21 protein-coding genes and 2 pseudogenes are annotated in these 25,614 nt (G+C 49.3%); 16 read left to right on the top strand and 7 right to left on the bottom strand.

Going from position 1 to position 25,614, the window contains the following annotated elements; genetic code table 11:
• Positions 1–10: 10 nt before the first annotated feature.
• Both glnD and dapD read left to right on the top strand, forming a co-directional pair.
• Entirely contained in the window at positions 11–2,659 is a 2,649-nt protein-coding gene (gene glnD / locus CSR04_RS12270; protein ID WP_102796603.1) for a [protein-PII] uridylyltransferase, read from the top strand.
• Positions 2,647–3,471, top strand: coding sequence for a 2,3,4,5-tetrahydropyridine-2,6-dicarboxylate N-succinyltransferase (gene dapD, locus CSR04_RS12265; RefSeq protein ID WP_102796602.1), 825 nt, complete (start codon positions 2,647–2,649; stop codon positions 3,469–3,471). Before glnD ends, dapD begins: the two co-directional genes overlap by 13 nt.
• Before the next feature lie 118 nt (positions 3,472–3,589).
• Here dapD and CSR04_RS12260 read toward each other — a convergent pair whose 3' ends face one another.
• The gene (locus CSR04_RS12260; RefSeq protein ID WP_102796601.1) at positions 3,590–4,027 is read right to left on the bottom strand and encodes a flavodoxin domain-containing protein; all 438 of its coding nucleotides are present in this window, start codon (positions 4,025–4,027) and stop codon (positions 3,590–3,592) included.
• Between the two features lie 10 nt (positions 4,028–4,037).
• Positions 4,038–5,093 (bottom strand): tRNA pseudouridine(65) synthase TruC, encoded by a 1,056-nt coding sequence (gene truC / locus CSR04_RS12255; protein WP_102796600.1) that lies wholly within the window; start codon positions 5,091–5,093, stop codon positions 4,038–4,040.
• Positions 5,094–5,181: 88 nt separating this feature from the next.
• On the opposite strand from truC, the gene CSR04_RS12250 reads away from it, so the two are divergent.
• The gene (locus CSR04_RS12250) at positions 5,182–6,198 is read left to right on the top strand and encodes a DUF3549 family protein (protein ID WP_172449346.1); all 1,017 of its coding nucleotides are present in this window, start codon (positions 5,182–5,184) and stop codon (positions 6,196–6,198) included.
• Positions 6,195–6,497, top strand: coding sequence for a DUF3301 domain-containing protein (locus CSR04_RS12245; RefSeq protein ID WP_102796598.1), 303 nt, complete (start codon positions 6,195–6,197; stop codon positions 6,495–6,497). The genes CSR04_RS12250 and CSR04_RS12245 overlap by 4 nt, the downstream gene beginning before the upstream one ends.
• A gap of 649 nt (positions 6,498–7,146) precedes the next feature.
• On the opposite strand, the gene CSR04_RS12240 is transcribed toward CSR04_RS12245, so the two are convergent.
• Positions 7,147–7,776, bottom strand: coding sequence for a GNAT family N-acetyltransferase (locus CSR04_RS12240; protein WP_102796597.1), 630 nt, complete (start codon positions 7,774–7,776; stop codon positions 7,147–7,149).
• A gap of 94 nt (positions 7,777–7,870) precedes the next feature.
• Here CSR04_RS12240 and CSR04_RS12235 point away from each other — a divergent pair, with 94 nt between their 5' ends.
• Positions 7,871–8,101 (top strand): DUF2789 domain-containing protein, encoded by a 231-nt coding sequence (locus CSR04_RS12235; RefSeq protein WP_102796596.1) that lies wholly within the window; start codon positions 7,871–7,873, stop codon positions 8,099–8,101.
• A gap of 25 nt (positions 8,102–8,126) precedes the next feature.
• On the opposite strand, the gene CSR04_RS12230 is transcribed toward CSR04_RS12235, so the two are convergent.
• A complete protein-coding gene (locus tag CSR04_RS12230) occupies positions 8,127–8,486 on the bottom strand; it encodes a DUF3192 domain-containing protein (RefSeq protein WP_102796595.1) in 360 nt (119 codons plus the stop codon).
• Between the two features lie 166 nt (positions 8,487–8,652).
• Between CSR04_RS12230 and CSR04_RS12225 the strand changes: the two genes are divergently transcribed.
• Entirely contained in the window at positions 8,653–8,949 is a 297-nt protein-coding gene (locus CSR04_RS12225; RefSeq protein WP_102796594.1) for a hypothetical protein, read from the top strand.
• Here CSR04_RS12225 and syd read toward each other — a convergent pair.
• Positions 8,946–9,497: a SecY-interacting protein gene (gene syd, locus CSR04_RS12220; RefSeq protein ID WP_102796593.1), complete on the bottom strand. Its 552-nt coding sequence runs from the start codon at positions 9,495–9,497 to the stop codon at positions 8,946–8,948. The genes CSR04_RS12225 and syd overlap by 4 nt on opposite strands.
• A gap of 61 nt (positions 9,498–9,558) precedes the next feature.
• On the opposite strand from syd, the gene queF reads away from it, so the two are divergent.
• The 9 genes from queF to CSR04_RS12175 all read left to right on the top strand — a co-directional run bounded on the left by queF (position 9,559) and on the right by CSR04_RS12175 (position 20,723).
• Positions 9,559–10,395, top strand: a complete 837-nt coding sequence (gene queF / locus CSR04_RS12215; protein WP_216362567.1) for an NADPH-dependent 7-cyano-7-deazaguanine reductase QueF — start codon at positions 9,559–9,561, stop codon at positions 10,393–10,395.
• 367 nt (positions 10,396–10,762) lie between these two features.
• Positions 10,763–12,325 carry a diguanylate cyclase domain-containing protein gene (locus CSR04_RS12210; RefSeq protein WP_102796591.1) on the top strand — a complete coding sequence of 521 codons (1,563 nt, stop codon included), beginning with the start codon at positions 10,763–10,765 and terminating at the stop codon, positions 12,323–12,325.
• 2 nt (positions 12,326–12,327) lie between these two features.
• Positions 12,328–13,689, top strand: coding sequence for a nucleotide 5'-monophosphate nucleosidase PpnN (gene ppnN, locus CSR04_RS12205; RefSeq protein ID WP_102796590.1), 1,362 nt, complete (start codon positions 12,328–12,330; stop codon positions 13,687–13,689).
• 94 nt (positions 13,690–13,783) lie between these two features.
• A complete protein-coding gene (locus tag CSR04_RS12200) occupies positions 13,784–14,161 on the top strand; it encodes a DUF3192 domain-containing protein (RefSeq protein WP_102796589.1) in 378 nt (125 codons plus the stop codon).
• Entirely contained in the window at positions 14,158–15,813 is a 1,656-nt protein-coding gene (locus tag CSR04_RS12195; RefSeq protein WP_102796588.1) for an HDOD domain-containing protein, read from the top strand. Before CSR04_RS12200 ends, CSR04_RS12195 begins: the two co-directional genes overlap by 4 nt.
• Positions 15,814–15,976: 163 nt before the next feature.
• The gene (locus CSR04_RS12190) at positions 15,977–16,984 is read left to right on the top strand and encodes an isocitrate dehydrogenase (RefSeq protein ID WP_102796587.1); all 1,008 of its coding nucleotides are present in this window, start codon (positions 15,977–15,979) and stop codon (positions 16,982–16,984) included.
• A 439-nt stretch (positions 16,985–17,423) separates the two neighbouring features.
• The gene (locus CSR04_RS12185; protein ID WP_102796586.1) at positions 17,424–17,729 is read left to right on the top strand and encodes a ComEA family DNA-binding protein; all 306 of its coding nucleotides are present in this window, start codon (positions 17,424–17,426) and stop codon (positions 17,727–17,729) included.
• Positions 17,730–17,849: 120 nt separating this feature from the next.
• Positions 17,850–19,271: a mannose-1-phosphate guanylyltransferase/mannose-6-phosphate isomerase gene (locus CSR04_RS12180; protein ID WP_102796585.1), complete on the top strand. Its 1,422-nt coding sequence runs from the start codon at positions 17,850–17,852 to the stop codon at positions 19,269–19,271.
• A gap of 6 nt (positions 19,272–19,277) precedes the next feature.
• Positions 19,278–20,723 carry a phosphohexomutase domain-containing protein gene (locus tag CSR04_RS12175; protein ID WP_102796584.1) on the top strand — a complete coding sequence of 482 codons (1,446 nt, stop codon included), beginning with the start codon at positions 19,278–19,280 and terminating at the stop codon, positions 20,721–20,723.
• Positions 20,724–20,738: 15 nt separating this feature from the next.
• Here CSR04_RS12175 and CSR04_RS25515 read toward each other — a convergent pair.
• Together CSR04_RS25515 and CSR04_RS25510 are read right to left on the bottom strand one after the other, a co-directional pair.
• Positions 20,739–20,993: pseudogene (locus tag CSR04_RS25515) on the bottom strand (methyl-accepting chemotaxis protein); the annotation flags it as partial.
• A gap of 399 nt (positions 20,994–21,392) precedes the next feature.
• Positions 21,393–22,490, bottom strand: a pseudogene (locus CSR04_RS25510) (PAS domain-containing protein); the annotation flags it as partial.
• A 436-nt stretch (positions 22,491–22,926) separates the two neighbouring features.
• Here CSR04_RS25510 and CSR04_RS12160 point away from each other — a divergent pair.
• A complete protein-coding gene (locus tag CSR04_RS12160) occupies positions 22,927–25,551 on the top strand; it encodes a TonB-dependent receptor plug domain-containing protein (RefSeq protein WP_102796581.1) in 2,625 nt (874 codons plus the stop codon).
• The last annotated feature ends 63 nt before the right edge of the window (positions 25,552–25,614 follow it).

Here is a 25,614-nt window from a genome sequence, read left to right as displayed (position 1 = left end):
GGGGCAAACCTTGGCGCTGCAAAGCCTGCTAGGGCAAATCAGACAGATCAACAACATCGACAATGTGGCGGCCTTTAAAGCCTGTGTCGAAAACAGCTATCAATGGCTGAACAGTGAGTCATCTCAGGTGGATGTAGACCATCTGGTTACGGGTCGCGCTGTGTTTGTGGATGCATTGCTGCGTCAGGCCTGGCAATTACTGGAACTGGATAAAATCAAGGATTTGTCATTGGTGGCAGTAGGCGGTTATGGCCGCGGGCAGTTACAGCCCTATTCCGATGTGGATTTACTGTTGCTTAGCCAAAAGCCGCCAGCAGAAGAGGTCAAGACAAAACTTGGCAGCTTTATTACCCTGCTATGGGATATTGGCCTGGATATCGGCCAGGCTGTGCGCACCATCAGCGAAACCATTAAGCTGGCCAAGCAAGATATCACCATTGCCACCAACCTGATTGAAGCCAGATTGCTAAGTGGCAGCCATACTACGTTTGAGCAACTGCAGCAGAAGGTACAAGGCAAAGGATTCTGGAACAGCAAAGACTTTTTTCTGGCCAAGTACGAAGAGCAGATTCAGCGGCATGCCAAATTCAACGGTACCTCTTACAACCTGGAACCCAACGTAAAAGAAAATCCAGGCTGTCTGCGCGATATTCAGAGTATCGGCTGGGTGGCCAAAAAGCACTTTAAGGTCCTTAAAGGCCGCGAACTGGTTGAGCATGGTTACTTTACCGCGCGGGAGTTTGAGGAACTGATCGAATGTCGCAATCATCTGTGGCGTATCCGTTTCAGTTTGCATCTGGTGGCCGGGCGCAGTGAAAACCGCCTGCTGTTTGACTATCAGCCGCAGGTAGCAAAGCGTCTGGGTTATGGCGAGCAGGGCAAGGCGTCGGTGGAAACCATGATGAAGGCGTTCTTCCGTACCGTCAGGCGTATCAGTGAATTGAACGAAATGCTGCTGCAGCATTTCCGCCAGGATATCCTAGCCCTTAAGGTACGGGATTATCAGCCGATCAATCAGGATTTTGCCTTGTCAGACGGCCTGTTACAGGCCCGTCACGAGCAGGTATTTGACAGCCCCGAGAAGCTTTTGAGCTTCCTGATGCTGGTCGCCGATACGCCACAAACTATCGGTCTGCATTCCGCCACACTACGTTTACTGCGAAATGCCAGAAGGCGTTTCCGCGAACACTACTTCAGTGAACATGCCAGTTGCCGACAGATTTTTATTCGGCTGTTACGCCATCCCGGCTTTTTTGGCTTGGCCTGGGATTTGGCCCATAAGCACGGCATCATGCAGGCCTATTTACCGCAGTGGAATCAGATTGTCGGCATGATGCAGTTTGACCTGTTTCATGCCTACACCGTAGATGAACATACCCACAGACTGATCAAGCACATCTATAGCTATTCACGCCCTGAAGGGGCACGGGACTTTCCCCGCTGCCATCGCATCATGCAAAATCTGGATAAGCCGGAGATACTCTACATCGCTGCGTTGTTCCACGATATTGGCAAAGGACGGGGAGGCGATCATTCCAAGTTAGGTGCAGCAGATTTAGCCGAGTTTTGCCAGAGTCACAATCTGTCTGACAAAGACACCGAATTGGCGGTATGGCTAGTGGAGCAGCATTTATTAATGTCTGTCACTGCGCAGCGCCGCGATATCTATGATCCGGATGTTATCCACGAATTTGCCGGTAAAGTGCGTAACAAAGCCTACCTGAATCATCTGTATGCCCTGACCCTGGCGGATATCCGTGCCACCAATGACAACCTGTGGAATGACTGGAAAGCCTCACTTTTACGCGAACTTTACCAGATGACCCGCAAGGCTCTGGAAAACGGTCTGGAGTGCCAGATTGACCTGCAGTCGCTGGTCAATGAGCACAAGCAGGAAGCCCTGGCGATGCTCACCAGCATGGGGCACAGGCCAGAGCAGGTCGAAGCGTTATGGCAGCGACTGGATTGGGATTATTTTGTCCGATTCAAACCCAGTCAGCTCATTTGGCATGCCAAAGTGCTCCTTAACAATGAAGATCTTGACGAGCAGCAGGTGTTAATTGAACTGTCTGATGAAACGTCCAAGGCCGGTACCGAGCTGATTTTGTATGGACGTGACAGAGCGACCCTGTTTGCTCAGGTAGCTTCGGTGTTGGACAGCCGCAACTGCTCCATTCATGATGCGCAAATTATGAGCACTCAGGATGGCTACGTGCTGGACAGTTTTATTATTCTGGAACAGGATGGTGGCCGTGTAGACTCACCATCCCGTCGTCAGAGTCTGAAAAATGCCATCCAGACCCAATTGGCCAAGCCCGGCCACCAGCATACCAATAATCGTAAAATGCCCAGGCGCATGAAGCAGTTGAATGTGCCGACCAAGATGCGCTTTTTTACTAATCAGGCCAATATGACGCTATTGGAACTGGAGGCACTGGATGCTCCGGGTTTGCTGGCCAAAATCAGTCAGCAGTTTGTGGTCTTTAACCTGTCACTGCATATGGCCAAGATCACCACCATTGGTGAGCGGGCAGAAGATCTTTTTATCCTGACCAATGCCGAGGGCCAGGCGCTGAGCCAGGAGCAACAACTTTCCCTTAAAAAACAACTGATCGAGACATTAGATCAACAAAACCACGGTGAAACATGTCAGAACTGAAATCCATTATTGAACACGCATTTGAACAACGTAACGAACTGAGTGCAGCGACGGCTGACGCCAGTATTCATGACGCCGTGGCGCAGGCAATGGCCCTGCTTAACAGCGGTAAGGCCAGGGTAGCCGAGAAAGTAGCCGGTGAATGGGTCGTGCACCAGTGGCTGAAAAAGGCCGTGCTGTTGTATTTCCGTTTGCATGACAACCAGGTAATGGACGGTGCCGAAAGCCGTTTCTTTGACAAAGTGCCACTGAAATATGCCGACTACAGTGCCGAACAGTTTGCCGCTGAAGGTGTAAGGGTGGTACCGCCGGCAACAGTACGTACCGGCAGCTTTATCGGCCGCAATGTGGTGTTGATGCCTTCCTACGTTAATATCGGCGCCTTTGTGGATGAAGGCACCATGGTGGACACCTGGGCGACAGTGGGCTCTTGTGCACAAATTGGTAAGAACGTGCATTTGTCTGGTGGTGTCGGTATTGGCGGTGTACTGGAGCCGCTGCAAGCCAACCCAACCATCATTGAAGACAACTGTTTTATCGGTGCCCGCTCTGAAATCGTGGAAGGCGTGGTAGTTGAGGAAGGCGCCGTGATCTCTATGGGTGTCTATATTGGCCAGAGCACCCGCATCTATGATCGTGAAACAGGCGAGATCCATTATGGTCGAGTCCCGGCGGGCTCGGTCGTGGTACCTGGCAATCTGCCGTCAGCCGATGGCAAATACAGCCTGTACGCCGCGATCATTGTTAAAAAAGTGGATGCCAAAACCCGCGCTAAAGTGGGTATCAATGCCCTGCTGCGGGGCGCTGAGTAATCTGCGCTGAGGGCGGGACACCCCGCCCTCAATCAACGGCAATACTTGCTATGACGCAAAGACTATCAGGCGATGAGCGCACAGGACTTTTCTTGCCGCGTCACAGCCATAATCTGGCTTAGCCAAATACCTGTTTTAACCAGGGCAGTACTTCGTCCTGTGGATCCAGGGTTTCACACGCATCCACTTTGAAAAGCGGCGCCAATGGCTCACCGCGCAGTTCTTCCAGCAAGGCAAATATTTTTCGCCCGGCCCCACAATAGGTTTCTCCGTAACTACTGTCCCCTAAGCCCACAACGGCAAAGCCTTTACCATTGAGTAGCGGAAAACGGGATTCCAGATCTAGAATAAAACCTTCAAGATTAGGCGGAATGTCGCCCTGCCCGGTGGTGGAGCTGATAAATAACAGTTGCTCGGCCTGTTGGAAATCTGCCATAACAGGTTCATCAATCACCTTAGCCTGATGTCCGCCAGCGGCTAATTGTTGTTTGGCATCTTCGGCCAATTGCTGGGCATTGCCATAAACACTGCCGTAAAAAATACTGATTTCAGCCATAAGCCTATTATTACTCCTTAATTTGGTAATGGTGCCAACGGGTCAATAGTGCATCGAATCTGGGTTCCTGCTCAAGTGTGATTGTCAGCGCCTGCTGAGTAAAAGGGTGTATCAGGGACATACTCCAGGCACACAGCCCCAGTCTGTTAAAACTAAATTCACGGCGTAACAACGCATTGTGTTTGCCATCGCCGTGATTCACATCGCCGACAATGGGATGGCGGATATGTGCCATATGTCTGCGTATCTGGTGCTTACGACCCGTTTGCGGATACAACTCCAAAAGGGAATAACGGGCAGTTTGATAAGGTCTGACCGCAAAGGGTAATTCAAATCGCTGTAAGGTTTTATAATCAGTGACCGCGGACTGCGCTGGTTTATCTGTTTTTGCCTGTTTATCGGCAATTTTATCCAGCTTTTCCTTAAGAGCATAATCGATGCGCCCGGCATCCGGGGTAAAGCCTCTGACAATGGCCCGGTAGGTTTTGTTTATTGCCCCTTGAGTAAACTGCTCCGTCAGCCGCCTGGCAGCTTCCTGGCTAAGAGCGAATAACAATACCCCAGAAGTAGGCTTATCCAGGCGGTGCACGGTATACACTGGCTGACCAATTTGATCGCGCACGGCCTGCATGGCAAAACGTGTCTCGTACTTGTCAATCACACTGCGATGCACCAGCAACCCGGCCGGCTTGTGCACCGCCACCAGGTAGTCATCCTGATACAATACGGGTAAGGTCGGCATGGGTGCATATAAGTCATCTATCTGCGACAACACCGTCAGCACAGCAGAGAGATCAACTCTGTCACCCCAGCTTTGCTCGGCCATGGGGAGCAGCGCCATAGTGCCAGGCAAAGGTAAATCTTGAGTGATAATGCTATTCATGCGCGGCAGAAAAACAAACTGTAACCATTGTTCAAACTGCAGGGTATCCACACAAAATGGTGCCTGACTTAACAACGCTCCAGCCGCTGGGGTTTGTTTGTGCCATAGACCCGCATGCTGCATTGCATTGGTGAGTTTAGTGAGGAGCTTGTGGCTTAGCTTACGTTTTACAAAGTCTGACATGCTATATCTATCGGGTTATACTTGCCTGCTTCAAATTAAGGCAATATGGTGCACCTCCAATCGGAGGGGCGAAAAGTCCAAGAGTAACATGACCAGTATCAGTACACTGAGTGAATTCCTGCTGCAATCCGGCTGTCAGTACCGGGTATATGATTTAGGCCGCGCGATCCGTAAGCTGGATCCGCAAACCTTTCTAGATATAGAAAATAACCGCAAGGCCCATCCTTATCCCCGACTTGGCTATGCTTGGCTGGCTGTGTTGTTCTGGAATAAGCAGCTTAGTCATCAGCAGTACATCTGGTTTTTAAAACTGCCACTGGACGAGCAAGGAATGTTGGTCAGTGCCGCCCGCAATCATTTCCTGGGTATTGTATTAGAAGCGTTGGGCAAACAGATGGACAACGCCTCGCCAGACACCCTGCCGGAACATCCTTATGGCTTTGTTCCGGGCCAACAACAAATGGCAGATTTTAACGCTTTAGTGCGTAAGGCGATGAAATTACCCGAATCAGAACACCTGGCTAATGTTCAGGCTTATATTCGTGCCCCTGCGGATCAGGAGTGGCAATCCCTGGCCTTGCAAGGACTGGCTGATTTAGCCGCTAGTCTGGACGACCCTAAGACACGCCAATTGTTTATCAGTCAATTTACTGCATTACATCAACAGGTGCAGCTAACCTTATTGAATTCCTTGGAAAATCACCAACTGGATGTCGGTCTGAGTGAGTTTATACTGGCACAGATGGCGGCACACCCGACACAGCCAGCCTGGCAAATAGCTGGATTACGGGCTCTCAGCCAAAGTCAGGCTGATGGATTAGTGGCTGATACACTCAGCAAGCTGCTGCAAGGTGAGCAAATTGACAGCGATTTGCTGATAACGATTTCAGGGCGTCACTGGCACAGGCTGCTACCCCATGACTTGCTTTCACCCTATATAAATCTTGTGGCTGAACATACGCCGGATTTGTTTGCACCAGTGTTTGCAGATCTGGTCAGATTGCCGCAGCTCAGAGCAGCTATGCTGGCCATGCTGCGCAGCACAGACAAAAGTCCCGCCCTTACCCAGGCCATCGGACGACTATTTAGCGAGCAACAGCAATGAATCTGGCTGACCTGCTATTAATGATGGTGATTCTGGCGCTGGCCTGGCAATTCTGGCGAGTCAGGGCTATGAGTGAAAAAGCCTATGGCTATCTGCAGGACTATTGCAATAAGCAAGGCTTACAGCTTATTTCCCTGTCCAGAAGAAAGACCAGAATTCGTCCTTTTCACGGCAAACTGGATTGGTACTGTGAATTTGATTTTGAATTTTCCGGTAACGGCGAAGATGCCTATCAGGGCAGTTTAATTATGCGTGGAATGCAAGTAACAGATACCCAGTTGCCGCCTTACCGGGTTTGACCCCGCCAAACCAAGGCGCCAAAAAGAATAAAGGCGTGGTCATCAGACCACGCCCCTACCAAATACTAATTCCCTTTACGGCATACCTTTGCCACTATCATCCTTGTTCCGGTTCCATCTGGAATCCAATCCGTTTGCCCTTACTCTCCCTGAGTAAGACACTCGTCCTGAGTGGATCCCGCTCCCTTATCCCTGTACGCTGCCTCCATTGTGGCGCGATTCCCCTCTCCCAGGGTTGTCCATTTACTTCATCCTGAAGTTATTCCTTTAGCTTCCCCCTGAAGCTGTTCCTTTTGCCTTCTCCTTAGGCTTCATCCTTGCCCTTCATCCTGAAGGTATCCAAAACTCTTCCCTGACCCATCGTGTTTCCTTGTGACAGGGATAAAGATAAAGCACAGGGGATTATTTGCCATACCCCCAATTCAGGCTGACAACATAAATGCACTATGACAGACAAGAAGAAAAGACCAATAAACTTTACATTTCAATAAATTAAGAAAAGTCGTAGGAGTTTGTCGGCATAAACAAAAGCGGTTTATCCTACAGTTTTGTGAGAAATGTCTTACAAAGAAAGCGGCCTTTGTCTTACACGTCTGACAACGGCCAAATGCTCAGTCCAAATAAAGCTGCGCAAACGCTAAGCAAAGTGCTATTTTTTTCGCCGAAACATCAAGTGGCCAGCGATACGGCCAACCTGTAATTCTTTCACTAACCCGTAGTCACCGTCCTCAAAAAAGCCAAGACATTTGGGCAAAGTGACAAATACTGCAACCCCTTCACTGGATCTATCTTCATCCATCAAGGTATCAATGGCCCTCATCAATACATGCCCCAAGCCTCGATGCTGATGATCCGGATGCACACCAATAAACGACAGCATATGGTAACGTCCTGCCGGCACCTGCTCTCTGACCTTTTGCTCCTTCTCAACCATTTGTCGGGTGCCCATGAATCCAGCGGTCAACAACATTTTTAAACGCCAATGCCAGAAACGATTGGGTCCCAGGCTGGCGTTGGGCTGAATAAGGCAGGCCACTGCCAACAGTCGTTCGCCTTCAAATAACCCGACCATAGGCTGTTTGGCGATCCAAAAAGTATGCAGTTCTTCACGGATAGCAGCGCGTAGTCGCTCTTCGTAGCCCTCTTTATCGGCCTGAAATATATTCATAAACAGCGGATCATCATGGTAAGCCTGGTATAAAATCGAAGCAGCGATCTTGAGATCTTCAGCCGCCAGGAATACCGCTTTTACTTTATCTTTTGCCAACGCCAGGTTCATGCCGTTTCCAACAGAAGTTGTCTATAGTTGTAGATAAGACAATAACCCAGCACGGGGAATTTGTTAACATTTTGTTATCTTCGTGGAGGAAGGTATGAACATCAACAGTCCAAGCATTAACGATCTATTTAACCAGTTGGGGCTCGCCAGTGACGAAGGAGCGATAAACCGCTTTATAGACCGTCATAAAGGCTTAGACAGCCGGGTCAAGCTGGAGCAGGCACCCTTCTGGAACTCGTCTCAAAGCAGTTTTATTCAGCATGCCTTGACTGATGATGCGGAGTGGGCTGAAGTCATTGATCAGCTCAACAATAGGCTGCGCTGATCAATGAGTAAGCATTAGGTTCAGACTAATATGTCCGATAGGCCTCGTCGCCCCAGCCACTTAAGTGGTTATCTTTGAACACCAGAGGTGTGCATTCATCCTTGCTTGTTACACCATCACCATGATTTCGATGGGTACGATAAAACAAGACTTGGACCTTTTGGCCATTTTGATCGTGATACTCGCTAAAATCGGGTACCCCCAGGCGGTGAGTAATTTCTTCCAGACTTAACCCTGGGCTTAGCCTGGCAATCTCTTGGCGATTCTGGCTTTCACGTTTCTCCCAATCTGCCTGATGATACTGATCAGGTTTAACCGAAATTATACAGCCAGATAAACTGCCTACAGCCAAACTTAACGTAATCGCAGCTATCCATTTATTCATTATTTTCCTCGTCTTGTTGGACAGTTGGTTGATGTGAATGGGTGTAAGCAAGAGCCGAACCAAGTTGTATAACACTGATATTAAAACACTTTTTAATATCAATGCCATGCTTAGGTAGTGTTAGAATGACTCTATTCACCACTAGATAGCCAAATTGACCAATACTATGAACAATGCGGACTATATTTTGTCGTTATGCAAGGAATTATTGGCGGCAGGGAAAGCCCCCTCAGTGGCTCTGATAAAGTCCAGAGCACAAAAGCCACTGCCGCTGGCCGACATTCTGTCGGTATTACAAAAGTGGAAACAGGCACCCGAGGCATTAGCGGCCAAGGCCAAACCCGTGGCAGAAACCGAGCAACAGGTTCCGTCTTTGTCACAACGGGTAGATAAACTGGAAAAGCAGATGTCAGAACTTATCGCTCTGGTTACTCAGATTCATCAGCAATTGGGCAAATCCTAAACCTCGCCTGGGCCTGGTGCCAGACCGTCAAGAAAACTGCTGAGATTATCCGCCAGCACCTCTGAGGCAGGTAAGCCCACGCGTTCCAGCACCACCTGACCACTGTGGTTGTCCAGGCTGAGAATAAAATCATCATCATCCGTCACTGCAAAGAACAGGGTGACAGGCTGCTTTAAGCGCTTTTTCATCAGCACGTGACCAATCAAATTTTGCTGCAAGCGGATAAAGTCATCCTCATTCCAAGGCAACAGCAATTGTAAGTCCCCCCTGGAAGTATGGGCCGTCAGATTCTCACTCCAATATGCGCTATAAAACGCCTTGATATCCGGGTGAAACTCAAGCTCCAACGCCCGTTCGGTATCAACAAAGTCAGCGAGCCCGACTCTGGCCACAGGCTGCCATATAATCTGTCCAGCGGCATCAGTCTCGCCAATCTGGCAAGGAGAAAGCCAGTTCGCATCCCAGTCAGTCAGCAAGGGCCGCCCAGATTGCTGATAATATTGAACATAACGCTGAACAAAGGTTTGTAGACTACTGGCAACTTGCATATCTATTGATTGAACACGAAAAACGTTAGAATAGTGTCAGTTTAACCTGCACAGAAAAATGATGACAGAGCATAACGCCACCAATCCCCTCACCCATCTCAGTCTCGGGAAAGTTTCAGAATATATTGACCAATACACACCGGATCTGTTGCAGGCCGTACCTCGCAGTATGAATCGGCAAGCGTTGGGATGTGTGGATAATCAACCCTTCCATGGTGTAGATATCTGGAATGGTTATGAACTGTCCTGGCTGAATCTTAAGGGTAAACCCTGTGTAGCCCTGATGCAGGTTGAGATCCCAGCCAGTAGCCCAAACTTAATTGAATCCAAGTCTTTCAAGCTATATTTGAACAGCTTCAATCAGTGGAAGATTGGCGGCCGGGATGAACTACAAGCCACACTTAGCAGGGACTTATCCCATTGTGCCGGAGAAAAGGTTAAGGTCAGATTGCATGACCTCGGCGCCACCAAGGATTACCAAATCCAGCATTATCAGGCTGATTTATTGGATGATCTGGATATTGAAGTAAGTGAATATCAACCCAATCCTCAATTGCTGGTCTGTACCAATAAGTTGGTAGAGCGCAGTCATATCAGTCACTTGCTCAAATCCAATTGCCTGATTACCAGCCAACCAGATTGGGCGAGTGTTTTAATTCGCTATAGCGGAAACGAAATCCAACCGGAGAGTCTGTTACGCTACCTGATATCTTTCCGGCAACATAACGAGTTTCACGAACAGTGTGTCGAGCGGATATTTTGCGACATCCTGCAGCAGTGTCAGCCTCAGAATCTGACTGTTTATGCACGCTACACCCGTCGCGGTGGTTTGGACATCAATCCTTTCAGAAGTAATTTTGAATCTCCCTATGCCAATTTTCGACTGATTCGCCAGTAAAACTGAAAGCCACCAAGAATAATTACAAAACCACTTTCACTTTAAAGCTAACTGTGTAAAATGTCCGCAGTTGTTGATAACAGGACTAGAACACACATGCCTCTTAACAATAATAAAAATGACCGGTTACCCTACTATCTGGTCAAACGTCCATTGAACGACGACTGAAACAAAGGGATGGCTTGCCATCCCTTTGTTTTTTCTGCCTGAGCGCTCCTGTATATACGCCCAACTCCCCGATATTCTTAAAAAAATTGCTTATACACAGATAAATAACCATTATACTGACGATCGTACCTCGCAACGCGATGAGCTGACAGCCCAATCCATTGGTCTGACACGGAGCCGAAAGTAAGGACCCATTGGCATGGATAATGAGTCACAAACAAATACTGTGCGATTAGATCTGTCTTCCCAGAACCAGCAGAAAGTGCTGCGTAGCTTTAAGCATCAAATTGATACGCTGTCGCAATTTATTTTAAGACTCAGCAAATTCTATGATGGGGTAAACCCCCTGCTTGACAAGGAACTTCAGGTGTTACGCGGGCATTTGGGGGGCAAGGTTAACTTTACTTTGGCGGAAGTCAGTATCGGCAAACTGACCGGGTTGCTGATGGACAATGCTGACCACAGCCGCCAGCAGAATGCCAAGTTTCAGGCCCTGCTGGAAGATGCCATTCAACAGTTACGTGAAACCCCAGATGTGCCTCAGGCCCTGAAAGAGGACTCTCAGCAATTTCTGCAAACTATCCGACAAAGTTATGCATCGATTTATACTGGTCAGGCCTATTTAGAAAAAGTCTTATCACTCTACCAAAGAGCGCTGGCCGAAATCCCCGCTACACAAGGCAACAAGATAACCAAGCCTTCCACTGACCAAGATGAGCAACGATTGCACCAGCAACTGGTCTGCGAATTACGGGAACTGGTGTTGCAACTGTCCGGCGCCAGTAAGGACGAAGAGTTACAAGAAATCCGCCAGCGGCTCGATCATGGTCTGCAGCGCAATGAGCTGTTGGAATGCTGTCTGGTGATCGTGCGCTGTCTATTGAAGGATGTGCTCAAAGACAGAAAACAAGCCGAACGTTTTATAACCAGTTTGCATTCAACCCTGAATAATGTCAGCCAGGCGGTGGGCCGCTCACTCAAAGACAGTCAGGCGGCATATCAAGTCAAGGTACAAAGTAATCAGCAACTGCGCCAACATCTTCAGGGTATCGAACTGGCAGTAGGGGAAGCCCATGATCTGTCTTTGCTAAAACAACAGGCCTGCGACTACCTGAGTAAGATAGCATCCACGTTAGACCACCGTGAACGGGCCGACAAAGAAGAACAATTGGTGCTGATGAACCTGTTAAGGGATATGAAGGATCAACTGACCTTGCTCGAAAAAGAAGCATCTGAATACAAACAAAAGCTATTACAACAAAAATACCATAGTCATCATGATCCTCTGACTCAGATCCCCAACCGCTATGCCTACAATGACAGGGTCGAGCTGGAATATCGGCGCTGGCGCCGATACGGCACCGACTTAAGCCTGGCTCTGGTTGATGTCGATCACTTTAAAGGTATTAATGATAAATATGGCCACGCTGGGGGCGATAAGACTTTGCAGGTTATTGCCCAGCAAATTGCCAAATGTCTGCGCTCCACAGACTTTTTAGCCCGCTGGGGTGGAGAAGAGTTTGTGATCTTGTTTCCGCAAACCCCCATTGCAGAATTGGATAGCGTGCTGGAAAAAATTCGCCAACAAATTGAAAAAATCCCCTTCAAATTCAAAGAGCAAGCGGTCAGTATCACAGTATCACTTGGTGCTGCTGGCTTTTCCCGTGAAGATGACGTTGACACCGTCTTCGAGCGTGCCGATCGCGCACTATATGAAGCTAAGCATCAGGGCCGAAACCGCTGCATAATCAGTAAAGGATGATAATGAAAAAAACTGTACAGCTAAACCCCATCGGGGCCATGAGTCTGCTGTCCCAGTTGGAAGTAGACAGACTGAAAAAATCCACCTCCAGCGAACTTTATCAGCTGTTTCGCAATTGCAGCCTGGCAGTGCTGAATAGTGGCGCCCATGAAGACAACTACGAAAACATATTTTCTCCCTATGAAGATTTCGAAATCAACCTTCTGCGCCGCGAACGCGGGGTGAAGATTGAACTGGTCAACCCACCTGCTCTGGCTTTTGTAGACGATAAACTGATCAAAGGGGTTCATGAGCATTTATTTGCTGTGTTGCGGGATTTGCTACATATGGGCGCCCGTTACCAGAACAACTTGCTGGTCGAACAGTCTGAATCTATCCATATCACCCATATGGTCTTTGATATGCTGCGTAATGCAGAGGTTATCCGTCCCAGTGGTGACGCGAACATGGTGGTATGCTGGGGTGGACACTCCATCAGTGAGCTGGAGTACAAATATACCAAAGAAGTCGGCTATCAATTGGGACTGCGCGAGTTAAATATCTGTACCGGTTGTGGTCCAGGCGCCATGAAAGGTCCGATGAAAGGCGCCACGATAGGGCACGCCAAACAGCGGGTCAGACACGGTCGCTATCTGGGGATTACCGAACCCAGCATTATCGCTGCCGAGCCCCCCAATCCCATAGTCAACGAACTGGTGATTATGCCGGATATTGAAAAGCGCCTGGAGGCGTTCGTCCGAATCGCCCATGCCATAGTGATCTTCCCCGGCGGCGTTGGAACCGCAGAAGAATTACTGTATTTGCTCGGTATTCTGTTGCATGAGCAAAACCAGGATCAGGTGGTGCCCATTATCCTGACCGGCCCCAAGGAATGTGAAGATTATTTTGCCAGCATTGATCAATTCATCGGTGCAACCTTAGGTAAACAAGCACAAAGTTTGTATACCATCATCGTCGATGACCCAGCCGAGGTCGCCAGAACCATCAAGCAAAGCCAGGCAGATATCACTGAGTACCGCAAGATGCGGGGCGATTCTTACCAATTCAACTGGGCCCTTAAAATAGACCCAGAGTTTCAAATGCCTTTCGCACCCACTCATAACAATATGAAATCGCTGAATTTGCATATGAATCAGCCTAAAGCCCAATTAGCTGCTTCGCTGAGACGTGCCTTTTCAGGCATAGTCGCAGGTAACGTTAAGGCCGAAGGCGTCAGGCAAATTCGTGAACAAGGTCCATTTGAAATAAACGGCGATCTGCAATTAATGAAGATGTTGGACGAACTACTTCAGTCTTTTGTTACCCAACATCGGATGAAGCTGCCTGGTAGTCAGTATCACCCTTGCTATAAACTGGTGAAATAAAGATCAAGCGCTCAATATCAGCGCCTAAGACCACTGTCTTGGCGCTGTGTTTTGTGTAGACTTTAACGGTAGGCAGTAATAACGCACAATAATTATGAATAAAACCATTGCAAAAAGAATTGGCCTCGGACTGATTATCTACCTGCTCTTCGCGGTGCTGGTACTATTATTTTATCCGGATGATCCTGATTCCATGGACTGGCAGGACCGTGAACAATACAACAAAGTGCAAGTCGGCAAGCTGGAACTTGGTACGGCAAGACAAGCGATTATTGAGTTACTCGGTTCACCGGATATCAGCGAAGCCAAGCACAGCCAGGATGATAAGCTGCAGGTAATGTTCTATCGTACCCAACATATGGAGTCTGATGGCATTACCACCATGAATGAATGTACACCTTTGCTGTTTAAGAATGATCAACTGATCGCCTGGGGAGAAGGAGCTTACCAGCAGTATCTGGATTGGCAGTGAGTTCAACATCAAGTCCCGGCATTCAGCTCTTAGCGGCCCTGCAAGAACTTGAACAACAAGCTAATCTGGCAACACTGAGCACATCGCTGCTACGTCAATGCCTGGCCGTAGCCAGGCAAGCTAAACAAGCCAGCCAGGCTTGTGACCAATTCACTGCTCTGGCCCTTATCAGGTTAGAATCCCTTGCCCTGCAAAGTCAGCAAACCTTACGCAGACTTATTATCACTCAGTTGCTTTGCCAACGTATGTCGGTTAACGATAGCGTTGCACAAAGCTTGTTGTGCGCCACGCTTTGCCATTCAGTGATACAAGACAATCAGAAGTATCAGCTCCTGCTTCGCTGGCTAAAGCAATGTAATCAGCCGCTTTGGTACAGCGGCGCGTTGATGTTGCATAACCTTTTACCCCATGCTGGAAAGCAAGGTTTTTACCGGGCATTGCACAGGCTGTCGACGACACAGCGCCTGCTGGTATTTGCCACATTGCTGGCTGACAAAATGCTGGAAAAGCATTTTGATGAAGCAATTCAAGCAGTCGCACAAAAACTTCCTCCTACTTTTTTACCCTTGATGGACGGGCTTTATCCGTTCCCAGGGGGAATACCGCCTGGCAGCCATATCGAACTCGCCGACCAGCGGCTGGCTATGGTGCTGTCCGTTTCAGATGCGGGTGTAATAGTCAGAGGTGTCCCCGACTCAGACAATGGCTTAGGGCAAAGTGTGGAATGGATATCGTATGACAACGTGAATGCCATTCACCCCAGGCTGTGCTTCCCGGATGTCAGTGTCTTTGAGAGCTGCTGGAATTCAGATTGGCAACAGGCTTGTGAGATTTCCCCCACTCTGTCGGCCCAGAGTAAATCCACTTATCCAATTAGCCAGCCTCCGGCCAAACTTCTCGTGATACAGGATTTGCTCGGCCACCCCGATTCAGATCTGGACAATCTGGCCAGACATATTGCCGATGAAGGTTTCTTAGCCCGTCAGTTAAGTGAAGATGCCAGCCGTCGTACCAGACTTAAACTAAGAATGTCGGAAGTCAAACACGCCTTACTGTTTCAGGGGCTGGAACGAACCCGCCACTTATTGATCCAGCAAGCCTTAATCAGCAGGTTGAATCAGCATTTCTTCCCCTTGCAGGAAAGCCTTTTACAATTCACCCAGCTCGTGGTGAGAATTATGGAAGCACTGGCACATCAGCATGCCTCGTTGGATAGTGATGAAGCCATGACCCTTGGATATTTCGCCTGCGCCGGTCTTTTCACCCATCCAGCCATCAAGCTTATGGTCAAATTGCCCAAGCCGGCAACCCCGGCCTATGCACTTAGCGGACTCATTCCGCAGTCCGCAGATATGCAAATTCATGCCTTAAAACTGGCAGAAGGCTGGCATCAACAGCACAAGTTACTGCAAGCACTTAAATACCATGCGGACATGCCACATGATATGCCGGTTGGTATCCGCGCCTCAGCCTGTCTGCTGGGACTTAGTTTGATGATAGCAAGGCATATCTGGTTTGCTGAAACACTGGATGACAACTGCCCATACCACCTGGCAGCAATAAACTTATTAGATATCAACACAGCACAATGCCAAATGGTCAAATGGCAAGCCATAGAGCAAAGCCATTGCTACTGTCCTTTGTCTGGATAAGCGTGGTGCATTTCCCGCACTTTGGCGCTATCGGCTGGAAAATTATCGGCTAAAGTGCTATAAAACGCGCCCATAATTCCGGTACTGACAATAACCGGAACCCATCGCCCATGGTGTTACCTTTGCCAATGGGTCAGCCTGACGACAGACATAGGAATTCTTCATGACTCAACAGCGTATTACTGTTATTCGTGGTGACGGCATTGGTCCGGACATCGTTGATGCAGCCATTCAAATTCTGGAAAAGGCCGGCTGTGATTTTGCCTATGACTATGCCGACGCAGGCCTGGTGGCACTGGAAAAACACGGTGAGTTGCTCCCTCAACAAACGCTGGATCTTATTGCCAGCAACAAGGTGACACTGAAAGGTCCCCTGACCACACCTGTGGGCGAAGGCTTCACCTCAATCAACGTCAGCCTGCGCAAAAAGTTCCAGCTATATGCCAATGTGCGCCCGGTACTATCATTTAAAGGCACGAAAGCACGCTACGAAAATATTGATATCATCACGGTTCGTGAAAATACCGAAGGTATGTATTCCGGTCTTGGTCAGGTTGTATCTGCTGATGGTAGCGAAGCGGAAGCCATGAGTAAGATCACCCGCGAAGGTGCAGAGCGCATTGTCACCTTTGCCTACGAACTGGCAGTGCGTGAAGGCCGCAAGAAGGTCACTGCGGTACATAAAGCCAACATCCTGAAGTCGACCTCTGGTCTGTTCCTCAAGGTGGCCCGCGAGGTCGCTCAGCGTTATCCACAAATTGAGTCAACAGAGATGATCGTCGATAACTGTTGTATGCAGTTGGTGATGAATCCCCATCAGTTTGATGTGATTGTTACCACCAACCTGTTCGGTGATATTTTGTCTGATCTGTGCGCCGGCCTGGTTGGCGGCCTGGGCATGGCCCCAGGTGCCAACATCGGTAAAGACTGTGCTATTTTCGAGGCGGTACATGGCTCAGCGCCGGATATCGCTGGTAAGAATCTGGCCAACCCAACCTCAGTGATCCTGGCTTCCATTCAAATGCTGGAGTATTTGGGTATGGCCGATAAAGCCGAGAGGATTCGTGCCGCCATTAAGGAAGTGATTGAGTCAGGTGACCGTACTACCCGCGATCTGGGCGGTTCACATGGCACCACTGACTTTACCCAGGCAGTGTTAGAACGCCTGTAAGCGTGCCCCACAACACTAAAGCCGGTCCCTGACCGGCTTTTTTATGTCCAGGGATGGACGGTATGCCGCAATCGCATGGAGGCGAATGAGCGGCGATGTCCAGGGATGGACGGGCAGAATAACTATAAGCTACTTCCCTGTAGCTTACCTGCATAGCAGGCCAGCTAAAGCTGTTCTATAGCGCTCCTTACGCTATAGTGCTCCTGCGTTTTCTGCACTTCCACCATCCTTGGCGGGCGGCAGAAAAGCTGCTCCTGCGTTTTCTGCACTTCCGCCATCCTTGGCGGGCGTATGCTGCTGTCGCATGGAGGCGAATGAGCGGCGATGTCCAGGGACAAACAGTATTAAAAATCCCTACCACTGACCAACAAAACATCAAACTAGGTCTACACTTGAATGCGACGCTCAGCGTTATGACAAGGAATAGAAGGAAAAGGATATGAAAAAGTACTTACTGTTGTCGCTCTTGATGCTGGGCATCACCGCCCCCGCCCTGGCATCAGATAAGGATGTAACCAAGGACAGGGCGGTACAAACTGAGGCCAGTATGTCAGCAATTAATGTTAATACTGCCTCGGCCAAGGAACTGATGCAATTGCCAGGTATCGGCAAAAGTAAGGCTGAAGCCATTGTGAAATATCGCCAGGACAATGGTAACTTTCAGTCCATAGAGGATCTCGCCAAGATTCAGGGTATTGGCAAGCAAACCGTCAAAGCCCTGATAGGAAAAGCCACAGTGAAGTAACGGCCCTGTTGTCAGGCACAGGGACGTGCCGCGCCATCCAGCTCTTTCCCTCTTCCAGCCCTATACCCCTGGCAACAAGCCGATGTTATGCTTGTAAAAAATCAAGTCGGAAGATCACATATGAAACCCATTATTATGGCTGGCGGAACAGGCAGTCGTCTGTGGCCTAAATCCCGGGCGGCCTTTCCTAAGCAGTTCTTAAGCCTGACATCAGAGCACAGCATGCTGCAGGATACCCTGACAAGACTGAACGGTCTGGCGCATGATGCCCCGGTGTTTGTGTGTAACGAAGCGCATCGATTTATCGTGGCCGAACAGTTGCTTCAGGCCGGGATTCACCATGACGGCATTCTGCTTGAACCTGTTGGCAGGAATACCGCTCCGGCCATCGCTCTTGCCGCCCTGCATGCCACGCAAAAAGGGGAAGATCCGATTCTACTGGTACTGGCGGCAGACCACTTAATTGAAAATATTCCGGCCTTCCATCAGGCCATATCCCAGGCAGAACAGCTAGCCAGACAAAACAAACTGGTTACCTTTGGCATTGTGCCCACTTGCGCCCATACAGGCTATGGTTATATCCGCCGGGGTGACGCCATACAAAGCAGCGATGGTTTCGCCGTGGCCGAGTTTGTGGAAAAACCGAACCTTAACACAGCAGAACAATACCTCGCTTCCGGCGCTTACCTTTGGAATAGCGGTATGTTTATGTTCAAGGCCAGCCGCTACGTGCAAGAACTGGAACAGCATGCACCGGAGATTGTCGATATTTGTCGTCAGGCCATTGCCAGTGAAAGTCAGGATCTGGATTTTGTCCGTGTAGACAATGACATCTTTGCTGCATGCCCCTCAGATTCAATTGATTATGCAGTCATGGAAAAGACCGACGCTGCCGCTGTTGTGCCAATGGATGCCGGCTGGAATGATGTGGGAAGTTGGTCGTCTTTATGGGAAGTGCAGAAAAAAGATGCCAAAGGTAACGTGGTACGAGGCGATGCAATCCTGGAAAACGTACATAACAGCTACGTCAATGCCGAACAACGACTGATCGCGTTAGTTGGCATAGATAATGTGGTGGTAGTGGAAACCAAGGATGCCATATTGGTAGCACACAAAGACCAGGTACAGGACATTAAAAAGGTAGTAGACAAACTTAAAGCGAAAAAACGCCCGGAATTTGAATTTCACCGCGAAGTGTTCCGGCCCTGGGGCAGCTACGATTCACTGGATCAGGGTAGTCGTTTTCAGGTTAAACGCATTTGTGTCAAACCGGGCGAGAAACTGTCCGTACAAATGCACCACCATAGAGCCGAACACTGGATAGTGGTGGCGGGTACCGCCAGGGTCAGCTGTGATGACCAGACATTTCTGCTCACCGAAAACGAGTCCACCTATATTCCCATCGGTGCTGTGCACAGTCTGGAAAATCCCGGCAAGATTCCGCTGGAGCTGATAGAAGTGCAGTCTGGTTCATATGTTGGTGAAGACGATATTGTGCGTTTTTCAGACCGGTATGGCCGCACGGAACAAAAAGAAGGATAACGGCGGATGAAAATGCACTGTTTTAAGGCTTACGATATTCGCGGCAAGTTGGTAGAGCAACTGGATGAGTTCATTGCATATCGTATCGGCCGCGCCTTTGCCCAGCACCTGCAAGCCAAATCCGTGGTGGTAGGGGGTGATGTACGCCTAAGTTCACAACCGCTGAAACTTGCCTTAAGTGCAGGCCTGATAGACGGCGGAGCCGAGGTGACCGATATCGGCCTGGTCGGTACTGAAGAGATTTACTTTGCCACCAGCCACTTACATCAGGACGGCGGCATTGTGGTTACCGCCAGCCACAATCCCATCGACTATAACGGTATGAAGCTGGTGCGCGAAGGTTCGCGTCCCATAAGCGGCGATACCGGCCTGTTTGACGTGCAGACGCTGGCTGAAAGTTATGCACAAGATGTGGTTGCTGCCGCCCTGGCTGGCTATGCAACTACCCCGTTAGAAGGTAGCTTTGAACAGGGGCATGGCTGCGTGGCACAGGAAAAGCTCCTTGCCAGTGGCCGCTATCGGTTACAAGACAACAAAACAGCATTTACCGCCCACGTGTTGAGCTACATTGATACCAACCATCTTAAGCCTTTGAAACTGGTGGTCAATGCAGGTAACGGTGCCGCCGGACCAGCCCTTGACTGTATTGAAAAAGCCCTGCATCAATCTGGCTGCGCGGTGGAATTTATTAAAATCAATCACCAACCGGATGGCACCTTTCCACAGGGCATTCCCAACCCGTTATTGCCGGAATGTCGCGACCAAACAGCCGAAGCGGCAAAAGCGCATAATGCCGATATGGGCATCGCCTGGGATGGCGACTTTGATCGCTGCTTCTTATTTGACGAAAAAGGTCAATTTATCGAGGGATACTATATAGTCGGGCTGCTGGCACAGGCCTTTTTACAGAAAGACCCTGGGGCAGCTATCATCTTTGACCCCAGAGTCTACTGGAATACAGAGGATATCATTCAGCATGCAGGGGGCCGACCGGTTAAAAGCAAAACCGGCCATGCCTTTATTAAGGAACGCATGCGACTGGAAGATGCGGTATATGGCGGAGAAATGAGCGCGCATCATTATTTCCGTGACTTTGCCTATTGTGATTCAGGTATGCTGCCCTGGTTATTAGTGGCTGAACTTATCTGCACCACGGGTACCCCGCTGTCACAGCTGGTTGAGGCACGTATTCAGGCGTTCCCATCCTCTGGTGAAATAAACAGCGTGGTAGTTGATGCCGACGCCACCTTGCAAAAGGTGCTGGACGCTTATCAGGCCGATGCCCTGGCGCTGGACTATACAGATGGCATAGGTGTTGAATTTGCCGACTGGCGTTTTAATCTGCGCAAGTCCAACACCGAACCGGTGATTCGTTTAAATGTGGAAAGCCGCGGTAATCCAGCCTTGATGCAGGAAAAAACCGCAGAATTACTGGCCAAGATAAGACAATAGTCCGCTTGTGGTGGATTAATTACGCCGATTCAGCAACTTCAAGGTATCTGACAAGTCATTCAGCAAGGTTTGATTGGTACTAACAACCTGGTTTATTTCCCCTGCCGAACTGCCTGCCTTGGCGGCCAGATTACGTACTTCATCGGCCACCACGGAAAACCCTCGGCCGGCCTCGCCGGCCCTGGCCGCCTCGATGGCGGCATTTAGCGCCAACAAGTTGGTTTGGTCAGCAATGGCATTAATGCTGGCCACCATCTGGTTGATGCGCAGACCAGATTGCAGCAATTGTTCCATCACTTGCTCACTGGTTTTAACAACAGCCTGACGTTCGCTCACATCAGTACCAAACATAATCACTTTGTTTGGTTCGCCGGTGACGGTGCGAATTTGTCCGAATGTGGCAGCAATAACATAGCCATGACCATTCAGGTTCACCGCAACTTCAGCCGAAACCAGGTCTTTCTCTGCTAAAAACCGACGTTGCTCAGTATTTAAGCAGCCTGCCCAGTTTCCCATTGCTTTAGCAAATAACTGATTGTCGACATTAAAATGTTCTCTAGGGTAGTTGTTTACCTCAAGCAATTGACCGTTATTGTCCCACTCGATCAGTAAGTTGGAACGACTAATAACTAAAAAGCGGGTTTGATAGTCCAGTGCCGTGGTTTTTACCGCACTAATGTCTGCCAGAATTGCAATAAAACCATTGTGGCTGCCATCTTCCGCATGCACAGGATTACTGGTAACAGACACCCAGAGTGATGTGCCATCATGCCGATGTATTTCTATCTCATCGTAGAACGCTGCCGGTTTTGACAATTCATCGACAATACGCCGACGCGTTACGTCGTCGGTTCTGGGGCCGACCAGAATATCCCTGACAAACTGCCCTACCGCTTGCTCTTGCACATAACCGGTCATACGGCTGAAGCCATTATTTACATAGAGAATTTTACGTTCCACATCAGTAATAATCACCGTGTTATCTGTTTCATTGGCCACCAGCGACAGTAATTTAAATTCCTCTCGTTTTTGCACTTCTTCAGTGATGTCACTGGCAAACTTCACTATTTTTAACAGCGTATCGTCCGGTCCAAGGATCGGATTATAGGTGGCATGGATCCAAACAGGTCTGCCCCCCTTGGCAATGCGTTTGTACTCTGCGGTCTGATAGCGCCCTTCACGAAGTCGCTGCCAAAACTGCCGGTATGCCGGTGATGCCGCCTCATGCGGATCAACAAACATAGCATGGGGCTTGCCTTTCACTTCTGCCAGGGTATAGCCCATTAAGGATAGAAAGTTGTCGTTGGCATGCAGGATTTTACCGTCCAGATCAAATTCAATGACCGCCTGGGCACGCTGAATCGCATCCAGTTGTGACTGATAATTGGCTCGCGTTAAAACCTGTTGGGTAATGTCTGTAGCAAATTTAACGATTCGCTCAATCTTACCTTTTCTGAAAATGGGGGTGTAAGATGCCTGGATCCACACCGTGGCACCAGACTTGGTAATACGCCGAAACTCTGCCGTTTGCGGTTTGCCAGCCCGAAGTTGTGCCCAGAATTCCTGATAGGCTTTACTGCTGGCGGTTTGCGCATCAACAAATATTTTATGATGCTTGCCTTGCACTTCTTTTAGCTGATAACCCATTAATTGCAGAAAATTCTGATTGGCAGTCTCAATAATACCTTCCAGTGAAAATTCGATAACCGCCTGCGTCTGATGAATGGCATGAACGACGTCATCGGCATGACTACGCCTAAACCACATAAGCTGTTCCAACTAATTCATTGAGTTATATAGAAATAGCTAATCACTATGGTTTTGCAAACTTTAAACAGTTCAATCAGATGGTCAAATCGACCTGCGAGCACAATAAATATCCCAGCCTGTATCTCTGGATTGTTTTTAGCGCCGCCCAACCTCAGCAGCAAGGCGATAGGTACAAAAAAGATTCAGCCATCAACGCGATTCAACTGCCCAAAAATCGACACTAAGATTTTGTATTTGTTACAATTTGTCTTTGTCGCTTGTATCCAAATAAAAGCCCCTTTAGAGTCCCGCCACTGCTTTCTCAGCAGTTCCCGTCGCTAGTCATAAACCATTGCTGGCGGGTAAAGGACAGCGGTAATAAACAGCGCCGCTTGCCTCTTCTTCGTCCGCGTTCGGACATCTAAATACAAAAATACAGAAAAGGAACTAACACATGCAAAAGCAATCCAGATTGTCTCGTTCAGTTAATCTGGCGCTGACACTGGGTGTGGCAAGCACATTTGCCACCCAGGCCATGGCTCAGGCTCAACAGGAACAAAGTGTAGAAAAAATCGCGGTGACCGGCTCGCGCATTGCCACCACGGTATCGGACGCGCCGCGCCCTGTTACTGTGATTACCGCCGACGCCATTGAAGCAGCAGGCTTTGAAAACGTAGCCGATGTTATCCGCTCCACCTCATACAATACCATGGGCTCTTACCGTGAAAGCTCCGGTAGCAGCTTTGGCCCTATCGCCCAGGTAAACCTGAAAGGCCTGGGGGCAGACAGAACCGCGGTGCTGATTAATGGCCGCCGCGTCCCGGGGAACCCTTTTACCGGTTCATCCTCTGTCGATATCAACTCTATCCCTCTGTCGGCCGTGCAGAATATCGAAATTCTGACCGACAGCGCCTCTGCCATTTATGGTGCGGATGCCATTGGTGGGGTAATCAATATTATTATGAAGAGTGACTTTGATGGCAGCATTATCGATGCTGCCATTGAAGCGCCCAGCCGCGATGGTGCTGATCGTAAGTCGGTAAAATTCACCACGGGTTCATCTAATGATAAATCCAGCGTGCTGTTCTCTTTTGAATACACCAAGAAAGATCATATTGCCGATCGTGACCGCGACTATTCGAAGCTGAATGTGAAAGATTCAGACGGCTACCCTATTGATGGAGTCGATGTAACCGGTGCCAATGGCGGCGGCAACACTGGCCTGACAATGGATCAATCACGCGCATTTATTGTGGGTGAATGTGACGAAAGCTTCTATATGAAGATGAGAAACCCATTGGATGTGCCGGGTGAAGGCTGCGGATATATCTACAGCGATATCTCCTACTCCACCATGGATACCGAGCGTTACTCAGCCTTTGTCGACGCCCGTCGCGACTTAGGGGAAAACCACCAACTGTATTTTGAAGGAAGGCTGTCCAGAATGGAGTCTTCCGGTCGTTTCGCTCCGGCCATCGGCGGTTTCTTGGTCGGTGCCGATGCCCCCATCAACCCGGTTGGGGAAGATTTTATCCTGTATCACCGTTTTGTCGCGCACGGCCCGCGCGATGATAGTCAGGATGTCACAGAGATGGATCTGGTAGCCGGTTTTAATGGCGTTATTTTTGACGGTGCAGTGGACTATGATGTCAGCGTACGTAAATACGACTACCGTGGCTCAGAGGCTGGTAATAACTATGTGCTGACGTCCAATATTGAAGCATTGGTGGCAAGTGGCGACTATAACTATGTTGACCCTATGTCCAGCGATCCCAAGCATCTGGCCGCTATAGCTGCCAGCCGCGCGACGTTGTCCCGTGATTTACGTTCAGACTACTGGTCTGTACAAACCAGCTTTAGTGGCGATCTGCCGATTGACCTGGCTGGTGGTGCCGTACAATGGGCGGCCGGGGCAGAATTTGCCGATGAAGAATACCAGGATATCTATGACTCCTATCGTGAAGCTCAGAATGTTTTAGGCTCTGCCGGCAACTCCGCCAGTGGCGGCCGTGACCGCTGGGCGGCTTTTGCCGAAACCAAGCTGCCGGTAACCAATGACTTTGATATCAGCCTGGCCGTACGTTATGACGACTACAGTGACTTTGGCTCTGAAGTGTCGCCGCAAATCGCCGCACGTTATCAGGTAGCCGAGTGGTTAAAGGTTCGCGCTTCATATGGTCAGGGCTTTAAAGCACCGAACCTGACTGACTTGTACGCCAAGCCACAGCAATCTTTCGAAGGCGTACAGGATCTGACCCGCTGTCGCGCCCAGGGTATCAGCGATAAAGATTGTCCCAAAGCACAGGTAGAAACTTACACAGGCGGTAACCTGCAACTGGCAGCGGAAACGTCCGAATCCTACAATCTGGGGCTGGTGCTTGAGCCAATCGACAAACTGCTGGTCAGCCTAGATTATTACAATGTAGAAATTGAAGGTCTGGTCACTTCACCTGAGTTTGAGGATCTTTTCAAACTTGAGCAAGAAGGCAACCTACCGGCAGGTGTAGTCATCAACCGCGCCCCCAGCAGCAATGGTATACCTGGGTCTATCACCTTGTGTGTTGCCGAAAAAGCGCCAAACTGCGGTCTGATCAACGTCAATGCCAACCTGGGCTACCGTGAAGTGACAGGTATGGATCTGCGTCTGCAGTATCAGTTTGACACTGAATACGGTAGCTTCGCGCCAGAAATTCAATGGTCTCATATTGCCAAATACGAAGATGAGCTGGTAGGAACAGTCATTGAGCGTGAAGGCATGGAAGAGTATCCGGCAAACCGTGCCAACTTTAACTTGTTGTACAGTATCGGTGACTTTGCAGTGAACTACCGCTACAACTGGATCGACAGCATGGAAGCCAATTCCAAAGGCCGTTTCGCCGCCTGGGATATGCACTCCATCAACGCTATCTGGACAGGTATCGACGGCCTGGAGATCTCTGTGGGTGTGCGTAACCTAACCGACGAAGATCCATCCATTGACGATAACCTGGGCTGGACCGCTGATACAGGTGCCACCTCCATGAAGTTATATGATATTGATGGCCGTGTTTACACTGCAGGGGTTAAATATAGCTTCTGATAAACACAAAGATCATCGGCTGTTGCCGATGATTTAAAACCAAAAAACGCCGGTGCTGTACCG

It is taken from the genome of Bowmanella denitrificans, from assembly GCF_002887595.1.
Taxonomy (GTDB): domain Bacteria; phylum Pseudomonadota; class Gammaproteobacteria; order Enterobacterales; family Alteromonadaceae; genus Bowmanella; species Bowmanella denitrificans.
Note: the sequence above shows the minus strand (reverse complement) of the source record. Positions and strands in the feature narration are given on the sequence as shown.

What these genes read in the sequence shown, in the direction of transcription:
- dapD (WP_102796602.1), top strand. Translation starts at nt 2,647, where the DNA reads ATGTCAGAACTGAAATCCATTATTGAACACGCATTTGAACAACGTAAC.
- CSR04_RS12260 (WP_102796601.1), bottom strand. Translation starts at nt 4,027, where the DNA reads ATGGCTGAAATCAGTATTTTTTACGGCAGTGTTTATGGCAATGCCCAG.
- truC (WP_102796600.1), bottom strand. Translation starts at nt 5,093, where the DNA reads ATGTCAGACTTTGTAAAACGTAAGCTAAGCCACAAGCTCCTCACTAAA.
- CSR04_RS12250 (WP_172449346.1), top strand. Translation starts at nt 5,182, where the DNA reads ATGACCAGTATCAGTACACTGAGTGAATTCCTGCTGCAATCCGGCTGT.
- CSR04_RS12245 (WP_102796598.1), top strand. Translation starts at nt 6,195, where the DNA reads ATGAATCTGGCTGACCTGCTATTAATGATGGTGATTCTGGCGCTGGCC.
- CSR04_RS12240 (WP_102796597.1), bottom strand. Translation starts at nt 7,776, where the DNA reads ATGAACCTGGCGTTGGCAAAAGATAAAGTAAAAGCGGTATTCCTGGCG.
- CSR04_RS12235 (WP_102796596.1), top strand. Translation starts at nt 7,871, where the DNA reads ATGAACATCAACAGTCCAAGCATTAACGATCTATTTAACCAGTTGGGG.
- CSR04_RS12230 (WP_102796595.1), bottom strand. Translation starts at nt 8,486, where the DNA reads ATGAATAAATGGATAGCTGCGATTACGTTAAGTTTGGCTGTAGGCAGT.
- CSR04_RS12225 (WP_102796594.1), top strand. Translation starts at nt 8,653, where the DNA reads ATGAACAATGCGGACTATATTTTGTCGTTATGCAAGGAATTATTGGCG.
- syd (WP_102796593.1), bottom strand. Translation starts at nt 9,497, where the DNA reads ATGCAAGTTGCCAGTAGTCTACAAACCTTTGTTCAGCGTTATGTTCAA.
- queF (WP_216362567.1), top strand. Translation starts at nt 9,559, where the DNA reads ATGACAGAGCATAACGCCACCAATCCCCTCACCCATCTCAGTCTCGGG.
- CSR04_RS12210 (WP_102796591.1), top strand. Translation starts at nt 10,763, where the DNA reads ATGGATAATGAGTCACAAACAAATACTGTGCGATTAGATCTGTCTTCC.
- ppnN (WP_102796590.1), top strand. Translation starts at nt 12,328, where the DNA reads ATGAAAAAAACTGTACAGCTAAACCCCATCGGGGCCATGAGTCTGCTG.
- CSR04_RS12200 (WP_102796589.1), top strand. Translation starts at nt 13,784, where the DNA reads ATGAATAAAACCATTGCAAAAAGAATTGGCCTCGGACTGATTATCTAC.
- CSR04_RS12190 (WP_102796587.1), top strand. Translation starts at nt 15,977, where the DNA reads ATGACTCAACAGCGTATTACTGTTATTCGTGGTGACGGCATTGGTCCG.
- CSR04_RS12185 (WP_102796586.1), top strand. Translation starts at nt 17,424, where the DNA reads ATGAAAAAGTACTTACTGTTGTCGCTCTTGATGCTGGGCATCACCGCC.
- CSR04_RS12180 (WP_102796585.1), top strand. Translation starts at nt 17,850, where the DNA reads ATGAAACCCATTATTATGGCTGGCGGAACAGGCAGTCGTCTGTGGCCT.
- CSR04_RS12175 (WP_102796584.1), top strand. Translation starts at nt 19,278, where the DNA reads ATGAAAATGCACTGTTTTAAGGCTTACGATATTCGCGGCAAGTTGGTA.
- CSR04_RS12160 (WP_102796581.1), top strand. Translation starts at nt 22,927, where the DNA reads ATGCAAAAGCAATCCAGATTGTCTCGTTCAGTTAATCTGGCGCTGACA.